This window comes from Actinoplanes sp. NPDC051851 (assembly GCF_040681165.1).
Classification (GTDB): Bacteria; Actinomycetota; Actinomycetes; order Mycobacteriales; family Micromonosporaceae; genus Actinoplanes.
On the sequence record NZ_JBFAYF010000014.1, the window covers coordinates 91,983 to 108,911 of the forward strand.

The 16,929-nt window shown below is 72.6% G+C and carries 7 protein-coding genes; 3 read left to right on the forward strand and 4 right to left on the reverse strand.

Going from position 1 to position 16,929, the window contains the following annotated elements:
• The first annotated feature begins 112 nt into the window (after positions 1–112).
• Complete coding sequence (locus AB0M08_RS16450) at positions 113–5,086, forward strand: pentapeptide repeat-containing protein (RefSeq protein ID WP_364493326.1); 4,974 nt, start codon at positions 113–115, stop codon at positions 5,084–5,086.
• Positions 5,087–5,111: 25 nt separating this feature from the next.
• Here the strand turns inward: AB0M08_RS16450 and AB0M08_RS16455 are convergent, their stop codons facing one another.
• Genes AB0M08_RS16455 through AB0M08_RS16470 form a run of 4 tightly spaced genes read right to left on the reverse strand, consistent with a single transcriptional unit; the run spans position 5,112 to position 12,312 of the window.
• Positions 5,112–9,107, reverse strand: a complete 3,996-nt coding sequence (locus AB0M08_RS16455) for an SAV_2336 N-terminal domain-related protein (RefSeq protein WP_364493328.1) — start codon at positions 9,105–9,107, stop codon at positions 5,112–5,114.
• Positions 9,104–10,123, reverse strand: a complete 1,020-nt coding sequence (locus tag AB0M08_RS16460) for a MoxR family ATPase (RefSeq protein WP_364493330.1) — start codon at positions 10,121–10,123, stop codon at positions 9,104–9,106. Before AB0M08_RS16460 ends, AB0M08_RS16455 begins: the two co-directional genes overlap by 4 nt.
• Positions 10,110–11,978: a trypsin-like peptidase domain-containing protein gene (locus AB0M08_RS16465; RefSeq protein ID WP_364493331.1), complete on the reverse strand. Its 1,869-nt coding sequence runs from the start codon at positions 11,976–11,978 to the stop codon at positions 10,110–10,112. Before AB0M08_RS16465 ends, AB0M08_RS16460 begins: the two co-directional genes overlap by 14 nt.
• Before the next feature lie 4 nt (positions 11,979–11,982).
• Positions 11,983–12,312, reverse strand: a complete 330-nt coding sequence (locus AB0M08_RS16470) for a CU044_2847 family protein (RefSeq protein ID WP_364493333.1) — start codon at positions 12,310–12,312, stop codon at positions 11,983–11,985.
• Between the two features lie 523 nt (positions 12,313–12,835).
• On the opposite strand from AB0M08_RS16470, the gene AB0M08_RS16475 reads away from it, so the two are divergent.
• Together AB0M08_RS16475 and AB0M08_RS16480 are read left to right on the forward strand one after the other, a co-directional pair.
• Positions 12,836–13,195, forward strand: coding sequence for a hypothetical protein (locus AB0M08_RS16475; protein ID WP_364493335.1), 360 nt, complete (start codon positions 12,836–12,838; stop codon positions 13,193–13,195).
• 2 nt (positions 13,196–13,197) lie between these two features.
• Positions 13,198–16,926 (forward strand): AAA domain-containing protein, encoded by a 3,729-nt coding sequence (locus tag AB0M08_RS16480; RefSeq protein WP_364493337.1) that lies wholly within the window; start codon positions 13,198–13,200, stop codon positions 16,924–16,926.
• The last annotated feature ends 3 nt before the right edge of the window (positions 16,927–16,929 follow it).

The following is a 16,929-nucleotide window of genomic DNA, read 5'->3' on the forward strand; positions in this document are numbered from 1 at the left end:
ATTGATCTTCGACAATTGGTAGTGTCGTTTCCGGCATGACCATCCGAGCAACGCCCGGTGCCGAAATGCCAGCACATTGCCCCATTCTGGCGGGAGGATGCCGGTTTTCACCATGCCGCCTATCACCATCCTGCACTGCCGCGACCTCCTGACCGTCACGCGCTCCCTTCCGGACGGAACGCACTCCCTTCCCGGCCCGAAGAAGTCGATCAATGATCGATTGCGGACAATTGTCGGCGACAATGCCCCGCAACTCGTCATCGTCACCGGCAATCTCGCCGAGCGCGCCACCTCCGCCGAGTACGACCTCGCATACCAGGCGCTGGAGGCGTTACGGGACACTCTGGGCCTTCCGCCGGAACGCGTCGTCCTGGTGCCCGGGAGCAGCGACGTCAACCGGCTCAAATGCCAGGCGTACTTCCTGCAGTGCGCGGCGGACGAGGCCGAGCCCGCGGCGCCGTACTGGGAGAAGTGGCAGCCGTTCTCCACGCTGCTGCGCCGTTTCCACGGCGCCGACCTGCCCAAGGACCAGCCGTGGACCATCAGCGACCACCCCGGGCCACGGGTGGTCGTCGCCGGCCTGAACTCCACGATGGCCCTGACCCACCGGCCCGGCGACGAGAACGGCTGCCTCGGCGCGGAGCAGCTCGCCTGGTTCGCCGAGCAGCTCTCCACCCCCGAGCGCCGGGACTGGCTGCGGATCGGGGTACTGCACCACCGGCCGGACGGCGACGTCCACCAGCTGACCGACGGCGAGCACCTGGCCGGCGTACTCGGACCGCACCTGGACCTGCTGGTGCACGGCCAGCAGAGCGGGCCGGAGGTGGCGCTGCTCGGGCCGGACGAGGTACCGGTGCTCGGCACGGCGCACGACTGGCAGCTGATCGAGGCGTACCCGGATCGGATCCGGACCCGCCGGCTGCCACCGGCGGAGCCCACGGTGACCGGGCCGATCCTGCTGCCGCATCCGCCGCCGCGGAGCCCGGCTCCCCGGTCGATCCCGCCGGAGCCGCCCTCGGAGCTGCGCCGGCTGGCGGAACGGGTGGCGGAGGTGTGCCGGCTGCGGCAGCACGGCGCGGACGTCGCGCTGATCATGCCGCCGGACGCCACCCCCGCGATGGCGTACCTGCGCATCTCACCGGATCCCAGCCGGGGCGACCGAGGGCCGGCCGAGCAGCACCCGGTCGGCGTCTGCGCCGGCACCCCGGCGCGGGCGGACGTCGACTGGTTCGTCACGGTGCTGGCCCGGTTCCGGACCAACGGGTCCGGCCGGACCGCGAACCTGGTGCACGCCGGCGAGCCCGCCGGCGACGAGCTGCGCGCGTGGGCCCACGCGCGGGACGTCGATCTGATCACCTTCTCCGACTTCCAGCTCGGCCCGGATCTCGACCGGTTCGCCGAGCACCAGGCCGCGCTGCTGGACGGTGACCCCGTCTACCCGTCGGCCTCGTACGTCCCGCAGCGCTACACCGAGTTCCTGAGCGAGACGTCCACACCGTCCGAGGCCGCCCCCTCCACCGACCTGCTCGCCTGGCTGCGCGGCTGGGTCGACGCCCCGAGCGGCCGGCTGGTCGTGGTGCTGGGCACTTTCGGGCACGGCAAGACGTTCCTGCTGCGCGAGCTGGCCCAGCGGATGGCCGCCGACGGCTCCCGGGCGGTGCCGGTCCTGATCGACCTGCGCAACTTCGAGAAGGCGTACAGCCTGGACGAACTGGTGGCGGTCCAGCTGTCCCGGCACGGTCAGCGGCAGATCGACCTGGACGCCTTCCGCTATCTGCGCCGTGAGGGCCGGGTGGCGCTCTTCTTCGACGGCTTCGACGAGCTGGCCACCCGGGTCAGCTACGACCGGGCCACCAACCACCTGGACACCATCGTGCAGGCCGCCGAGGAGCATGCCAAGGTCATCGTCACCAGCCGGGACCAGCACTTCCTGACCGACGCCGACGTGCTGAACACCCTCGGGGCACAACTCGGCGCGGACCGCCGGGTGATCCGGCTGGCCGACTTCGACGACCACCAGATCCTCGTGTACCTGACCCATCAGCTGCGCGACCCGGAGAGCGCCCGGGCCCGTCTCGACCTGCTGCGCGACATCAAGGATCTGCTCGGGCTCTCCCGCAACCCGCGGATGCTCGGCTTCATCACCGACCTGGGCGAGGAGCAGTTGCTCATCGCCGGTCAGGCGGGCAGCCGGATCACCGCCGCGGACCTGTACCGGCAGGTGCTCGACCGCTGGCTCGGGCACGAGACCCGGCGACTGCGCCGGCTCGGCCCGGGCGCACCGGACGAGGAGGACCTGCTCGACGCCGTCACCCATCTCGCCCTGCGACTCTGGGACTCGCCGGACGACAGCCTCAGCCTGGACGACCTGGGCGCCGCGGCCGCCACGCTGACCCAGCTCACCGCCACCACCGTCGGGCGGGCGGCCACCCTGGAGCCGCAGGAGAGCGCTCATCTGCTCGGCTCCAGCACGCTGCTGGTCCGCTCCGGGAATCAGCGCTTCACCTTCGTCCACCACTCGGTCCGCGAATGGCTGATCGCGAATCACCTGGCCGCGCAGCTGGCGGCGGGCAGCACCGGCGTGCCCGGCCTGGTCGGGCGCTCGATGTCGCCACTCATGATCGACTTTCTGTGCGGTCTGGCCGGGTCGGACACCATGCGGAGCTGGGCCGAGCAGATCCTGGCCGGTCAGCAGCCGATCGCCCGGGGCGCCGGCCGCAACGCCGTCGAGGTGCTCCGGCACCTACGGATGACCACCTCGTCGCCGCTGCACATGCCCGGTTTTGATCTGCGCGGCCAGGACTTCTCGGCCCGCTTCCTGACCGGCGCCGACCTCAGCCGGGCCGACCTGACCGGGGCGAACCTGAACGACACCGACCTGACCAACGCCAAGCTGACCGGGGCCAACCTGACCGGCGCCCGGATGCACCGGGCCAGCCTGCTCGGCGCCGACCTCAGCGGGGCCGAGATGAGCGGCGCCCGGCTGCTCGGCACCGACCTGACCGGGGCCACGCTCACCGGGGTACGGATGCGGCGTACCGCGCTGGTCGCCACCACCGGCGTGGACGCGGCGGCGCTGCGCGAGATCGACACGCTCGGGGCGGCGCTACCCGGGAACACCACCGCCGAACCGCAGATCGCCTCGGCCACCGTGGTGCACGCCGTCACCGTGGCGTCCGGCGTCCGGTTGCTCGCCGGCGCCTGCGCGGACGGCACGGTCCGGATCTGGGACGCGGTGAACGGCACACCGCTGCGGGCGATGACCGGGCACACCGGGCCGCTGCGGGCCGCCGCGTACACCGCCGACGGACGGTACCTGGCGAGCGCCGGCGACGACGAGGTCGTCCGGATCTGGGACACCGCCACCGGGCACGCGGCGCAGACGCTCACCGAGCACACCGGCCGGATCCGGGCCGTCGCCTATGGCCCGGACGGGCGGCACCTCGCCAGCGCCGGCGACGACGAGACCGTACGGATCTGGGACACCACCACCGGCCAGACCGTCCACCTGCTCACCGAGCACGCCGGCCGGCTGCGCGCCCTCGCCTACAGCCCGGACGGGCGGCACCTCGCCAGCGCCGGCGACGACGAGACCGTACGGATCTGGGACACCACCACCGGCCAGACCGTCCACCTGCTCATCGGGCACACCGGCGCCGTCCACGCGCTCAGCTTCGGCCCCTCCGGCGACCTGATCGCCAGCGCCAGCGACGACCGCAAGGTGTACGTGTGGAACGTGGCGGACCAGGCCATCGTGCACCGGCTCACCGGGCACACCGGCTGGATCCGGGCGGTCGCCTTCTCCCCGGAGGGCCGCCGGCTGGCCAGCGCGGGCGACGACGGCACGGTCCGGATCTGGGACAGCGCCACCGGGCAGAACCTGTACACCCTCACCGGGCACACCGGGACCGTGCATTCGCTCGCCTACTACCGGGACGGCCGTCAGCTGGCCAGTACCGGCGACGACCGTACGATCCGGGTCTGGGACACCGGCGACGGCCGGCTGAACCGCACACTGCGCGGCGGTGGCGGCGCGTCCCGGGCGGTCAGCTTCTCGGCGCAGCGAGACGATCCGTGGCTGGCGGTCGGCGCGGAGGACGGCTCCGTCCAGATCTGGAACGCCGTGATCGGCACGCCGCCGCAGGTGCTCAGCGAGCCCACCGGCCCGGACGCCGCGATCACCGCCCTGGTCGTCGCCCGCGGCGGTCACCACCTCGCCGCCGCCTCCCGGGACGGCGTGATCCGGGTCTGGAACCCGGCCACCACGGCGCTCGAGCTGACCCTGACCGGGCACATCGGCCGGGTGAACACGCTCGCCTTGGACCCGGAGGGCCGGATCCTCGCCAGCGGCGGGACCGACGGCACGGTCCGGATCTGGGACATCACCAGCAAGTCCCCACCGCGGACCCTGGTCGGCCAGCACGGCTCGGTCACCACCGTCTCCTTCACCCCGGAGGGCGGCCACCTGGCGGCCGGCGGCACCGACGGCACGATCCGGGTCTGGCACCTCGCCACCGAGCGACGGCAGACCATGGCCGGGCACACCAACACCATCCGGGCGCTCGCCGTCTCCCCGGACGGACGCCACCTGGCCAGCGCCGACGACGACGGGACGATCCAGATCCGGAGCACCGGCGGCCGCCCGCCACGGGTACTCGCCGGGCACGGCAGCGCGATCACCGCCCTCGCGTTCGCACCGGACGGCGAGCATCTGGCGAGCGCGGGCACCGCCGGGGTGATCCACATCTGGGCCACCGCCACCGGGCGCCTGGAGAACACCCTCGCCGGAGACTCCGGCTGGATCCGGTCGCTGAGCTGGACACCGGACGGCGTGCGGCTGGCCAGCGCGGGAGGCGACCGGGGCGTACGCATCTGGGAACCGGCGCATCCGTCGCCGCGAGCGGTCCTGGTGCCGCTCTCGGTCGGTGGCTCGGCCGTCCTCTTCGACGATCAGCGGTACGTCCTGCAGGGCCGGCCGGAGGGGGAGTACTGGTACGCGATGGGGATGTGCCGGTTCGAGCCGGGCGAGCTCGATCCCCACCTCACCGCGTCACGGCCGGTCCCGCCCGGAGGCCGGCTCTGGTGAGCACGGCCCGATCAGGACGGCCCGATCAGGACGGCCCCGGGTACGCCGTCAGCAGGCGGGCCGCCGACCGGGCCTCCTCGGGCGCGTCCGGGCTCTCCAGCACGGCGCGGGCCCACCCCGCGACGGCCGCCGGCCCGGCAAGCTCGGCGACGAACGCCGTCATCAGCGGCGACATCTCCCGGCGCAGCAGTCCGACCGGCGCGCCCGACGCATCGAGCCGCCCGGCGATACGCCGGGCGACCAGCCACTCCTGCACCGACGGGTGGAGGAAGCGGTACCGGTGCCGGTCGTCGCCGATCAGCAGGGTGCCCAGGCTGAGCAGTTGGACGGGCTCCCAGCGGAAACCGGGGAGACCACTCTCGTCGGCCGCGCGGGCGATGGCGTCGGCGTCGAGAGCGGTCTCCCCGGACTCCCAGAGCCGGCAGGCCAGGGACGTGAGGGCCTGCCACAGATCGCCGGTGACCGCCCGGCCGGTGCCCTCCACCGCGGCCCTCAGCCACGACTCGAGCAGCCGCTGATAGATCGCCGCGGTCCCCTCGCCGGGGACCGGGAGGCGCCGGCCACGGCCGGCGATCAGCGTGAGCATCCGCGGATTGGCGGCCAGTTCGAGCAGCCCACCGGTCCGGCCCAGCGACTCCAGCAGCGCTCCGGCCCGGTCACCGTGCTCGTGCTCGACGAACTCCCGGACCCGGCTCCGGTCCAGCCCGGTCAGGCGCACCCACCGGCCGGGCCCGGTGCCCGACGCCTCGGCGAGCAGCTCCAGGTTCCGGCTGGCCAGGACCACCTTGCCCGCGGAGCCGGCCTTCCCGTGCAGCAGCCGCTCGTAGGCCTCGCGGCCCGCCGGATGGTCCACCCCGTCGCAGAGCCAGACCACCCGGCCCGCGTCCCGCAGGTGACCGCCGTGATCGAGGTCGAGGCGGCGGAAGCCGTCCCGGGTCAGTCCCCGGGCCAGCAGCAGGTCGAGGTCGTCCCGCGGATCGGTGTCCCGCAGGTCCAGCATGACCGGGACGACCGGCTCCGGCGCCGTGTACAGCCGGTGGGCCAGCCGCCCCAGCAGCGTGGTCTTGCCCGAGCCGGCGACGCCGTGCACCGCGATCGTCCGCGGTCCGTCCCCGGAGAGCTCGCCGGCCAGTTCGTCGAGGATCCTCGACTCGTCCGGGAGCGCGTCGACGTGCCACTCCGCCGGGAACCTGGCGCGGCCCTCCAGGTGGTGCGTCAGGTCCTCACCGAGCTGGAACTCGGCCAGGCCGGAGAGGCGTACGCCACGGCCCCGGGCCCGGTCGCGCAGATCCGCCGCCGGGGTGGCCCGGCAGACCAGGACGGCGTCCCGCCCGGGGCCCTCACGCAGGAACACCTCGCGCGGGAAGCCGTCCACCACCTCGGCGGCGGGAACACCGTCGTAGACCCCGATCCCGGCGGCACGGCCCGGCGACCGGGCGGTGAGGTAGCCACCGGCGGGCGGGTGCCAGGGGTGCTCGGTGAGGACGGCCTCCGGGACACGCGCCCGGTACGCGCGGGCCACCCGGGCCACCAGGTCGTCACGTCCGGCGCCGATCGGCTCGTCCGGGTCGCCGGCCGGGTCCGGCTCCGTGGTGACGGACGGCCACCAGTGGTCGCCGTACGCGTGCGTCACCTCCCGCCCGCCGGACGAGATCCGCAGTGACCCCGGCCGGATCCCGACCGTCTGGTGCCGGTCCGTGCCGTCCAGGCCGGCCGCGGGCACTCCGCTCGTGCCGATCTCCCGGACGCCGCCGGGCCCGCCGTGCAGCACCACGTCCAGCCGGGGCGCGAGCACCCGGGCGAACTCCTCCGCGTCCCGCAGCGACGCCGGGTCGTGGTGCATCAGGCCGAGCCGCAGCCAGCCGCGCCGCTCGTACTCCCGCAGACGGGCGGCGAACCACTCCAGCTGCCCGGAGCCGAGGAAGGCGTACTGCTCCTCCGGGCGATGACTCATGGCGATCGTCGAGTTGAGCGCCGCGACCACGGTGCGGGCCTCCGGGACCGGCACGAGCTGCCAGGGCTGCTGCGGCATGAAGGCGGCCGTGGCACCGGGCAGGCGTTCGGTCAGCTCGGCGAACGGCGCCCACTTCGGCCAGTACGGCGGCACCGGCTCGGCCTCCTCGGCGGCCTGGTCGTCGAAGTACGACTCGCAGAGCAGCCGGTTGACGTCGGTGGTCCCCGGCACGACCACGACCCGCCCGGACGACGGGACGAGCCCCTCGCGCAACAGCTCCAGCCGGTCGTACACGGTCCGGTACTCCTTGCGCGTCGCACGTTCGGCCAGCCCGCCGGCGACCACGACGAGGTCCACCGGCTCGCCGGGCGCGGGTGTCCCGGCGCCGACCGGGCCGCCCAGGTGCTGCACGGTGAGGCTCCCGGCGTTCTCCGCCGGCCACCCGGCGGGCGCCCACGCCGTACCGTCCCCCTCCGTGCCGGGCGTACCGCCGAGCCGGCGCCACACCTCGGCCCGGACCTCGGCGATCGGACGGCGCAGCGCCGGGCGCCCGGTCAGATCGGTGACCGGCGCCGAGCCCATCGCGAGGAACGACGCGCCGGCCCTCGCCAGGTTGCGGTCCAGGAAGCCGGAGACCTCGGCGAAGACCCGCTGGGCCTCGGCGCGCTGGAGGGTGTCCTCCAGGACCTCGCGGACGCCGGCCCGGAACTCGAACGGCTGGTCGTCGGGTGTCCCGCCGTACACCGGCACCCGTTCGAGCAGCCCGCTGTAAAGCACCTCGGCCAGGTCGGACGGCCGCGAGCCGGGCAGCATCACGGCCTGGACCATGCGCATCACGGCCAGGTTCAGCGGCGCCGCCGCGGCCAGGTACCGGGCGAGCCGGTAGGCGGGCCCGGACGCGCCGGCCCGGAAGTCGCGGACCCGGCGCTCGGCGGTGGGCACCGCCGCGAGGCCCGGAACGGGGCCGGCCGGCGGCGCGGCGGGCTCCGGCCCGGTGGGGAGGGCCGGCATCACGGTCGCGTCGATGCCGCCCGCCGCCCGGCCCGCCACCAGCCCCGCCCACGGGCGCAGCCAGTCCGGCTCGATCTCCAGGATCGGCACCGGGACGGCCCCGGCGGGCAGGCCACGCCGGCGCAGGCCCGAGACGAACCGGTAGTCGGCCGGTGGGGCACCGGGCCGTGGCGCCGACAGCCGTCCGGGCAACGGCCGCAGGCCGGTCCGGGGCCAGAGCCGCTGCGGCAGCGGCTGGAGGATCGCCACCGGCGCCCGCGTCGCCCAGCGGCCGAGGATCCGCGCCATCTCGCCGTCGTGCCACGGTCCGCTGACACCGTCGCTGAGCACCAGCAGCAGCTGATCCTCGAACCCGTCGGCCAGCCGGGCCGGGGAGCGGCGCGCCCGGCCCGCGAGCCGGATCCGGCCGTCCGGCCCGAGATCGAGATGGGCCACCCGAAGCGTACGGAAGGTGCCCAGGCGCTCGAGCAGCATGCGTACCTCGTGGCCCAGCCGCGACCAGACGCCGCCGACCGAGCTGTGGTCCAGCACCAGCGTGAGATGCAGCCAGCGGTTGCTCTCCGGACGCCAGACCGGGGTCCACAACCGGCGCTCGGCGATCCGCAGGGCGGTCGCCTCCTCATCGAGGACGACCTGACGGCCGGTCCGGACCCGTCGTTTCAGCGGGCGCAGCGCGCGCGTCACCCGGGTGCCGCGGGGCAGCGCTCCGACGGTCCGGGCCGGCATCGGCCAGCCGGTGACCGGGTCCGTATCCCGGTCGGCGCCGAGCGGGACCGGCTCCGGACGGGGCGGCGGCGACCCGGACGGGGGCTCCGGGCGGGGCAGGCGCAGGTCCACCCTTCCGTCCGGTTCCGGATCGGTCTCCGGTACCGCCGTCGTGGCCGGATCCGCGCCGGTGGGCGGCGGCGACCCGGCCGGCGGGACGGGGACACCGTTCGCCGGTGCGGCCAGGTCCACCCGCAGGGCGAGCCAGAACGCCTCGGCGACCTCGGCCGGCGTCAGGCGTACGCCGGCCGCCTCCAGGACCGCGAGCAGGCGGTCGGCCGGTCCGGTCACTCCGGGCCACTCAGCTCGCGCAACACCACCTCGACCAGTTCGTCGCGATCCGCCCGGCCCGCGCCGCCGGCCAGATGCAGCAGGTAGACCGCGTTCAGCAACTGGTCGGTGGCGAGGGCGCCGAGCTCCCGCCGGGCCAGGAAGTCCTCGATCAGCGGGGTGGCCGCCGCCATCACGTCGTCGCCCAGGTGGGCCTGGACGATCGCGGTGACCCGCCGGCGATCGGGCTGGGCCAGGTCGAGCTGCACGCAGCGGCGCAGGAACGCCGGCGGGAAGTCGCGCTCGCCGTTGCTGGTCATCACGATGAAGGGGAACTCGTGGCACCGGACCCGGCCGTCGCCGACGGGTACCGGATCGCCGCCGTCGGCCGGGCGGACCCGGACCGACGGGGCGATGTCCGCGATCCGCCGCAGCTCGGGGATCTCGTACTCGCCCTCCTCGAGCGCGTCGAGGAGCTCGTTGGGCAGGTCGATGTCGCTCTTGTCGATCTCGTCGATCAGCAGCACGCGCGGGAGGTCCCAGGCGGCCAGGGCGGTGCCGAGCGGCCCCAGCCGGATGAACCGGCCGATGCCGGCCGGCCCGTCGCCGGGTCCGGGGGCGGCGGCCCGGGCGTTGCCCTCCTCGATCCGGCCCACGGCGTCGTAGTTGTAGAGGCCCGAGGTGAGCGACGACCGGCTGGTGATCGGCCACCGGAGCACCGGCCCGAGCCGCAGCTCGTGCGCCACCGCGTACGCCAGGGTGGACTTGCCGGTGCCGGGGTACCCGGTGACCAGAAGCGGACGGCGCAGGTGCAGGGCGACGTTGACCAGCCGGACCGTGTCGGCGTCGGCCCGGTACGGCACCGCGCTGGTCCGGTAGCCCATGCCCCGTCCCACCGGGGCGTCCCGGTCCACCCGCATCGCCGGTGCGCCGTCGAACACCCGCCACGGCGGCGGCGCGGCACGGCGGCCGATCCGGTCCACCGCCGGATCCGGGTGCCCGGCACCCCGGTAGATCTGGAACTCACCCTCCGGCATGCCGGTCCCCCATCGGTGACGTCATCGGCGTCCGCGGCAACCGGCGGTCCGGGTCGTCCCAGAGCAGCACGACGTCGTCCCCGCACTCCAGGTCGTCCTCGGCGACCGCCCGATTGCGCAACCGCTTGATCCGGTCCGGGATGTCGCCCCGTCCGGCCCTGCTCAGTTCGGCGACGACCGCCGCCGACAGCCGCCCACCCGGGCAGTCCCGGCTCCCCGGCTCGTGACCGCCGGTACACCCGTTACGCCGCCACACCATGACCGGGATGCCGGTGTGGAGGCCGACCTCGAGAACCGCGCGCAGCGGCGCCTGCCGGGGCGAGTCCGGCAGCACCAGGGTGGCCATCTCCGGTGCCAGCTGGAACCAGGCCTGGAGCTTCCCGTGCGCCCGGCCCTCCGCGCAGTCGACCACGGTCAGCGCGTTCCCGGCGTCCTGCCCGTCGAGCGCGCCCCAGCGGTGCCGCCAGTCCAGCAGATACCGGTCCTCGTCGTCGAAGCGCTCCTGGTCGCGCACCACCACGGCGTTGGTCCGGCCGAGCACCGACCAGGGCTTGTCCGGCGCCTCGGGCAGGTGTTCGAGGTCCTCGTCGAGCAGTTCGGCGGGCAGTACGAACTCGAACATCGGACGGCGGCCGTCCCCCGGGCGGCCGGGCGCGAGGCCCGGGAGCCGGGCGCGCAGATGGTCGAGCAGTTCCTCGAGGGAACGGTCCCGGTCGTCGACCTCGATCGGGGTGATGTCGCCGGGCGAGACGAAGCGCCACAGTTCACATCGGTACCGCTTCCGGTTCTGCCCGGCCCGGCGGACGCAGACCAGCACCGAGGGGATCGTGGCACCGCCCGTCGCGGCCGCCTCCGGCGGATCGACGACGCCGAGCCGGCGGTCCACCTCGTCCCGGACCGCCGCGTCGTCGCCGGCGCTCATCCGGGCCCAGACCAGCAACGCCTCGGCGATCGGGGCCCCGGCGGCGCGAGACAGGTCGATCACGTACGCCAGCACCGGAGGAAAGGGCGCGCGCATCCGGTCGGCCAGTTCGACGACGACGTCGCCGTACTCGTGCATCGGATGCGAGGGCGGATCCGCCAGGTCGCTCGTGACCGCCAGGTACGCCGTCAGGTGCTCCTCCCCGCCGAGCACCGGCAGCCGGTCGAGGATGTCCCGCAGCTCCCGTTCGGAGCGGCGCTCGGCCGCGCCCGGCAGGCGGTCCGCCAGACCGGTCCAGACGCGGTTGCGCCGGTGGTACCCGGCGTTACCGCGCCGCAGTTCGCGGTAGGCCGCCGCGTCCATGATCCCGCGAAGCGCCCGCACCGGCACCGCGGCGCCGCCCGCCTGCTGCCCGGTGTGCCGGGCTGCCTTGACGAACGCGCAGACCCCTCCGGTCGACGTGTTCAGGACCGGGCCGCCGGACATGCCCGGTTCGATCTCGCCGCCGGTCAGCCGGATCATGTCGCCGGAGACGCCGTGGGCGAACGTGCCCGAGGTGATCTCCGGCTCCGGCCCGTACGCACCCCGGGCCCAGCCGACCACGACCAGCTCGGCCGAGGCCGCCGGAAGATGCTCGTCCAGCAGCACCGTCTCGTGGCCGGACGGCGGCGGGGTGAACACGACGACCGCCATGTCCGGGTAGGGCGCCACGCGGGCCCGGGTCAGGGCGGAGGCATGACCGACCACACCGGTCAGCTCGGTGCCCCGCCACCGGATCGTCACCTCGTCGCCCACCCGGCCCGCGACGTGGGCACAGGTCGCGATCATGCCCGGCGCGATCAGGAAGCCGCTGCCCTTCTCCCGCCCGGAGAGCAGGACGAGACAGCGTTTCACGCGCTCGATCAGCTGATCGACGGGTTCGGCGCCGGCCACCGGTTCACCCGGCCTCCGCGGCCGGGCCGGCGTCCGGCCCACCCCAGGTCATCGAGACCTTGACGGTGGCCTTGCCGCCGACTCCGGCGAGCGCCGCGACCAGGCCGTGCTCACCGGCCGCGATCTCGACGCCGAACTCCGCGGTGACCGTGCCGGGGCGAGCGCGGGTCAGCCCGGCGGACACCCCGGAGCTCACCCATTCGACGATGGCGGCGAGCCCGGGAAGATTGGTGAACTTCTCTCCGAACCCGACGTCCCGCGCCTCCTGGCCGGATTCGAGCGTGACCCACATGGTGTCCCCGGACGACAGCCCGACCTCGACGAGCTCCCCCACTCGGCACCCCTCCCCGTCATTGAGGTAACCCTTGGTGACAAGGTAATCGCATCGACAGCCATCAGGAAGCCATCGCACGGTTTTCCGGGCACGGCCGAACGTAGAAGGAGAGTGGGGTCCCGAGTCGTGCTACCTGCCGGCGGGGACGGGAACGACGTGCGGGTCGGCGTCTTCGAGCGCAACGGGGCACGATTCGGCTTCGCCGGGACCGAGGACGAGGCCTGCGCTTTCCTTTTTCCGGGAACCGGTCTTCGAGGGTACGGAGCCCGTCGTGTTCGGCGCAGCGGACGAGGCCGTCGCGGCCGGGCGCAGCGGGCGCCTGACCGAGCTGGACGAGGCCGCCCGGCACGGCACGGTGATATGGCCCTGACTTTTCGACCGAACGCGTCTCGTGCGCACAGTCGGATAGTCGACAACCATCGATCGAAGCCATCGACGCGTAGACAGTCACCGTAGGCTCCTGTTCTCGCCTGTACGTTCGGGGATTTCGGGGGGTTCGGTGGAAGACGGTCCACTTGTCCAGGTGGAAGTTCTCGCAGATGGCGACGTGTTGAGGGGAGAGCGGCTCACCCGATCCCTGCACACCGCTCTGGTCTCCGCCGAAGGCCTTCAGGTACGACTGCCGACCGCTCTGGGTCCGATGACCGGCGGCGGGGCCAAGGGCGCCGAGATCATCGCCGATGCATCGATGTGGGTTTTCCTGACGGCGGGGGCACAGGCCGGCGCCAGGATTCTGGTGACCGCCATTCAGGCATGGGCGGAACAGGGGAAGCACCGAACCGTGCGAGTGACGCGGGGCGATCACAGCATCGAGATCCCCTCCGTGGTCACTCCGGCGCAGGAACGCGCCATCGAGGCGTTTCTGCGCGACGACGAGCGCTAGCCGTGTCGACCACAGCCCGAAGGGCACTGCTGGTCGGAACGGAACGGTACGACGACAGCCGTTTCACCGCATTACCATCCTGTCGGGCCGATGCATGGGCGATGGAACAGGTACTACGCCATCCCGCCATCGGCAGCTTCGACACGGTCAGCACGGTCCATGACCCGAGCGCCGCGGAGTTGAGACAGCACATCGGTGAGTTCCTGGACGAGTGCGGCCCGGACGATCTGGCGCTTCTCTACCTGAGCGGGCACGGCATGCGGCTCCCGTTCAGCTCGGGCGAGTTCTTCTTCATCACGCGTGACACCGATGCTGACCGGCTACAGGAGACTGCGGTCTCCGCCGGGTTCGTCAACGAGCAGCTCGAAGCGTGCCGGGCACCCCAGAAGGTCACGATCATCGACGCTTGCGAAAGCGGTGGCTTCGCCCTGGGTCTGCGAACCCGGGACGCCAAGAGCGCCGCCACCGAACAGCAGTCGGCAGCGCCGCTGCAGAGCCGTGGCGTTTATGTGCTGTCGTCGTCCGGTGCCGGTGAGGCCTCGTACAGCGGCCCGGTGGTCGACGGCAGGCCGACGCCCTCGATCTTCACCGGCGAGATCGTCCAATCGCTGCAGGACGGAACGGCCGATCACGATGGCGACGGCAAAGTATCCGTCGTTGATCTGTTCCATCACGTGTCCGGACGGATCCGGAATCAGGAACGCTCGACCCGCCAGGCACCCGTGTACTCCGCCGTCGGCGTCAACTCGAAGATCGTCATCGCCAACGTGGTCGCCGGCGGATCGATCCGCCTCGAAGCACCGCCCGACACGATCTCCTCGACTCGGAGCACCGGCTTGGCCGGCCGCAAGGACGCCGTCCCGGCACCGCACACACCGACCGCCCAGTGGCAGCGCCTCCTGGACTACTACCGACGATGTCTGCAGGTCGAGACGCGTGAGGCGCCACTGCTGCGACTCAGCGAAGAGGGCGAGCGGTTCGTCTACCTTCCCGGCCGCGAACGGCTCCTCTCCGGCGGCTCGAACGACGACGATCACCTCCCGCTCGACGAGGCGACTGCCGCCTGGACCCGCCGCGTGTCCGAGTCGGGGGACGAGTTGTGGGCCGGCTATCCCGCCGTGCTGCTCTACGGATCACGAGACCGAGCCGAACGCGATCCGCGATTCGCGCCACTGGTCGTTCGCCGGGTGGAGGTGGCCGACGACGGCACAGGCCTCCGGATCTCTCCTGCCGGACCGGCTGAGCCGCATCCGGGACTCGCGCGGGAATGCCTGGGAGAGGAACAGGCCCAGCACTTGGCGGCGACCTACTACGCCAGCTGGCATGCGGGCGGATACGCCCAGATGACCAAGGATCTCCGGGAACTGCTGCGCACCGAGTACGAACTCCCCATGGTCGAGGAGTTGCGCCCCGAACTCCTCGAGAGCTCGGTGAACCTTCGAACCCCGACCACAGGGGCTCGCAACGTGGCGCTGTTGTATCGGGTGTCCCGCCGCGACGGGGCCGTCGCCAAGCTACTGGACGATCTGGCCGATCTTCGTAGCCGTGTCTCCGACGTCGACAAGACCGCCATGGCGGCCCTGCTCACACAGAATCCGACCTCATCGGACCCCATCGACTCGACGGGCAACGTGTTGCCCGCTCTGCCACTCATGTGCAACGACTCCCAGCGAGCGGTCATCACCGCATCGATGACCGCTCGCCTCACCACTGCGACCGGCCCACCCGGCACCGGCAAGAGCCAGCTGGTCGCTAACGCCGTGGCCACCGCAGTCGCCAGTGGTGAGTCCGTTCTGGTCGCATCGACCAACAACGCTGCGGTGGACGAGGTCTGGCGCCGCTGCCGTGATCTGCTTCCCGGGCTGTTGGTTCGCACCGGCAGCCGCTCTGGGCCGATCAACTACGCGGAGAACGAAACCAGCGAGCTGACCGAGTTGGCCGGCCTCGAACGGCCCCGGCTCAATACCGTGACCGCACGTGCCGCCTTGACGAGGGCCACCCGACAGGTGGCGCAGTCACGAGGGCGCCTGGCCGAGGTCGCGGAGCTCGAGCGGGAACTACTGGAGCTGGCACAGCGACGACAGCACCTCGCCGAGACTCTCCGCTGCACGGCCGGCGATCTCGCCGGCCGTCTCGGCGACGGCAAGCGGCTCATCCGCTGGCAGCAACGTGCCCGGCGCTGCGCCGGAGCCCGTCTCTTTCATCGCCGGCGACAGGCTCGCCTACTTCGTGCCCTGCTCCTCTCCGTCGAACCAACCGTGGCGTCCTGCCGGGCGCTCTCGGAGTTCGCCGCCGCGGAACAGAGCTGGGCGACCCTACGAAGCCGGGCCGCCACCGTGCCCACCGACCGGGTACTGGCCGACGAAGCCGACGAGACGGAGACCAGAGCCGGCGGCGCGGCACTCACGCTGGTGGACGCGGTCATCCGTTCCAACGCTCTCGCCGGCCGACAGCGCATCCTCGATCTGTTGCAGGCCAAGCAGGAGCCCGGTAGCGACTGGGGTGCCGTCAAGCGAGCCCTGTCCAGGAAGTCGACTGGCGCGCCCGCCGCCGGTGGTTGGGCCGTCAGCAGTCTGTCGGCCCGCCGGTTCCCGCCCGATCCGGCGCTCTTCGACCTGGTCATCGTCGACGAGGCCAGCCAATGCTCGATCCCTCAGTTGCTGCCGTTGCTGTTCCGGGCCCGACGGGCGCTAGTCATCGGGGACCCCATGCAGCTGCGTCATATCGCGGCGATCTCTCCTCAGCGCGAGGCCGAGGCCCGGCGCGACGCGGGGATGTCGGCGGACTGGGTCGAGGAACATCGGCTCGCCTATCGCCGGAACTCCGCGTTTCACACCTCCGAACGCGCTACCGGGGGTAGCCTCCTGCTCGACGAGCACTACCGATGCCATCCGCAGATCGCAGACCTGGTCAACCGCCAGTTCTACGGTGGACAGCTCACGGTGCTCACCGACGTCCGGGACCAACGACGACTCGACCGCGATCCGATCGTCTGGTCACCCGTCGAGGGCCGTCCGGCACGACCATCTCACGGTGGGTCGTGGATCAACACGGACGAGGTCCGAAAGGTCAATGACTGCGTCAGATACGTGGTCCAGAAGTTGCCTGACGCCACCATCGGTGTGGTCACCCCGTACAAGGCCCAGGCAGAGCTGATCGCCCGCTCCTGGCGGGATGAGCCGCGCGTCCGTGTCGGCACCGTACACACCTTTCAGGGCGGCCAACGCGATGTCATCGTCTTCGGCCTCGTCGCGGGAGCCGAGATGCCCACCGGCAGCGTGGCTTGGCTGGAATCCGAGCGGAATCTGTGGAATGTGGCGATCAGTCGTGCCCGCTCCCACCTCATCGTGGTGGGGAATCGAGGATTCTGGAGCACCCGTCGCGGTATCGGCGCAGCAGTCGCTGCGGAGCCGGCGGAGCCGGTGAAGGAGTCACCGGATGACCCTCTGCGCGACCGGCTCTACGATCTGCTGAGCCGTGCCCCCGGCGCCGCGGTGGAGTTGGCGGCGACCGTACACGGACATGGCGTCGACGCACTCGTCCACGCCGACGGCCGCTCGGAAGCCGTGCTGCTGGACCGTGGAACACCACCGACGGTGGATGCCGCCGGACATTTGCGCCTGCAGTACCGGCGGATGGCGCTTCTGACATCGGAGGACCAGCCCGGAGGGGCGACCCGTCTGCCCGCCTGGCGGCTGTACGACGACGAGCCCCGAACGGGCGGCGAGTAGCCG

Excerpts from the sequence above, each read along its gene's own strand:
- AB0M08_RS16450 (WP_364493326.1), top strand. The coding sequence starts at position 113 with ATGCCGCCTATCACCATCCTGCACTGCCGCGACCTCCTGACCGTCACG.
- AB0M08_RS16460 (WP_364493330.1), bottom strand. The coding sequence starts at position 10,123 with ATGCCGGAGGGTGAGTTCCAGATCTACCGGGGTGCCGGGCACCCGGAT.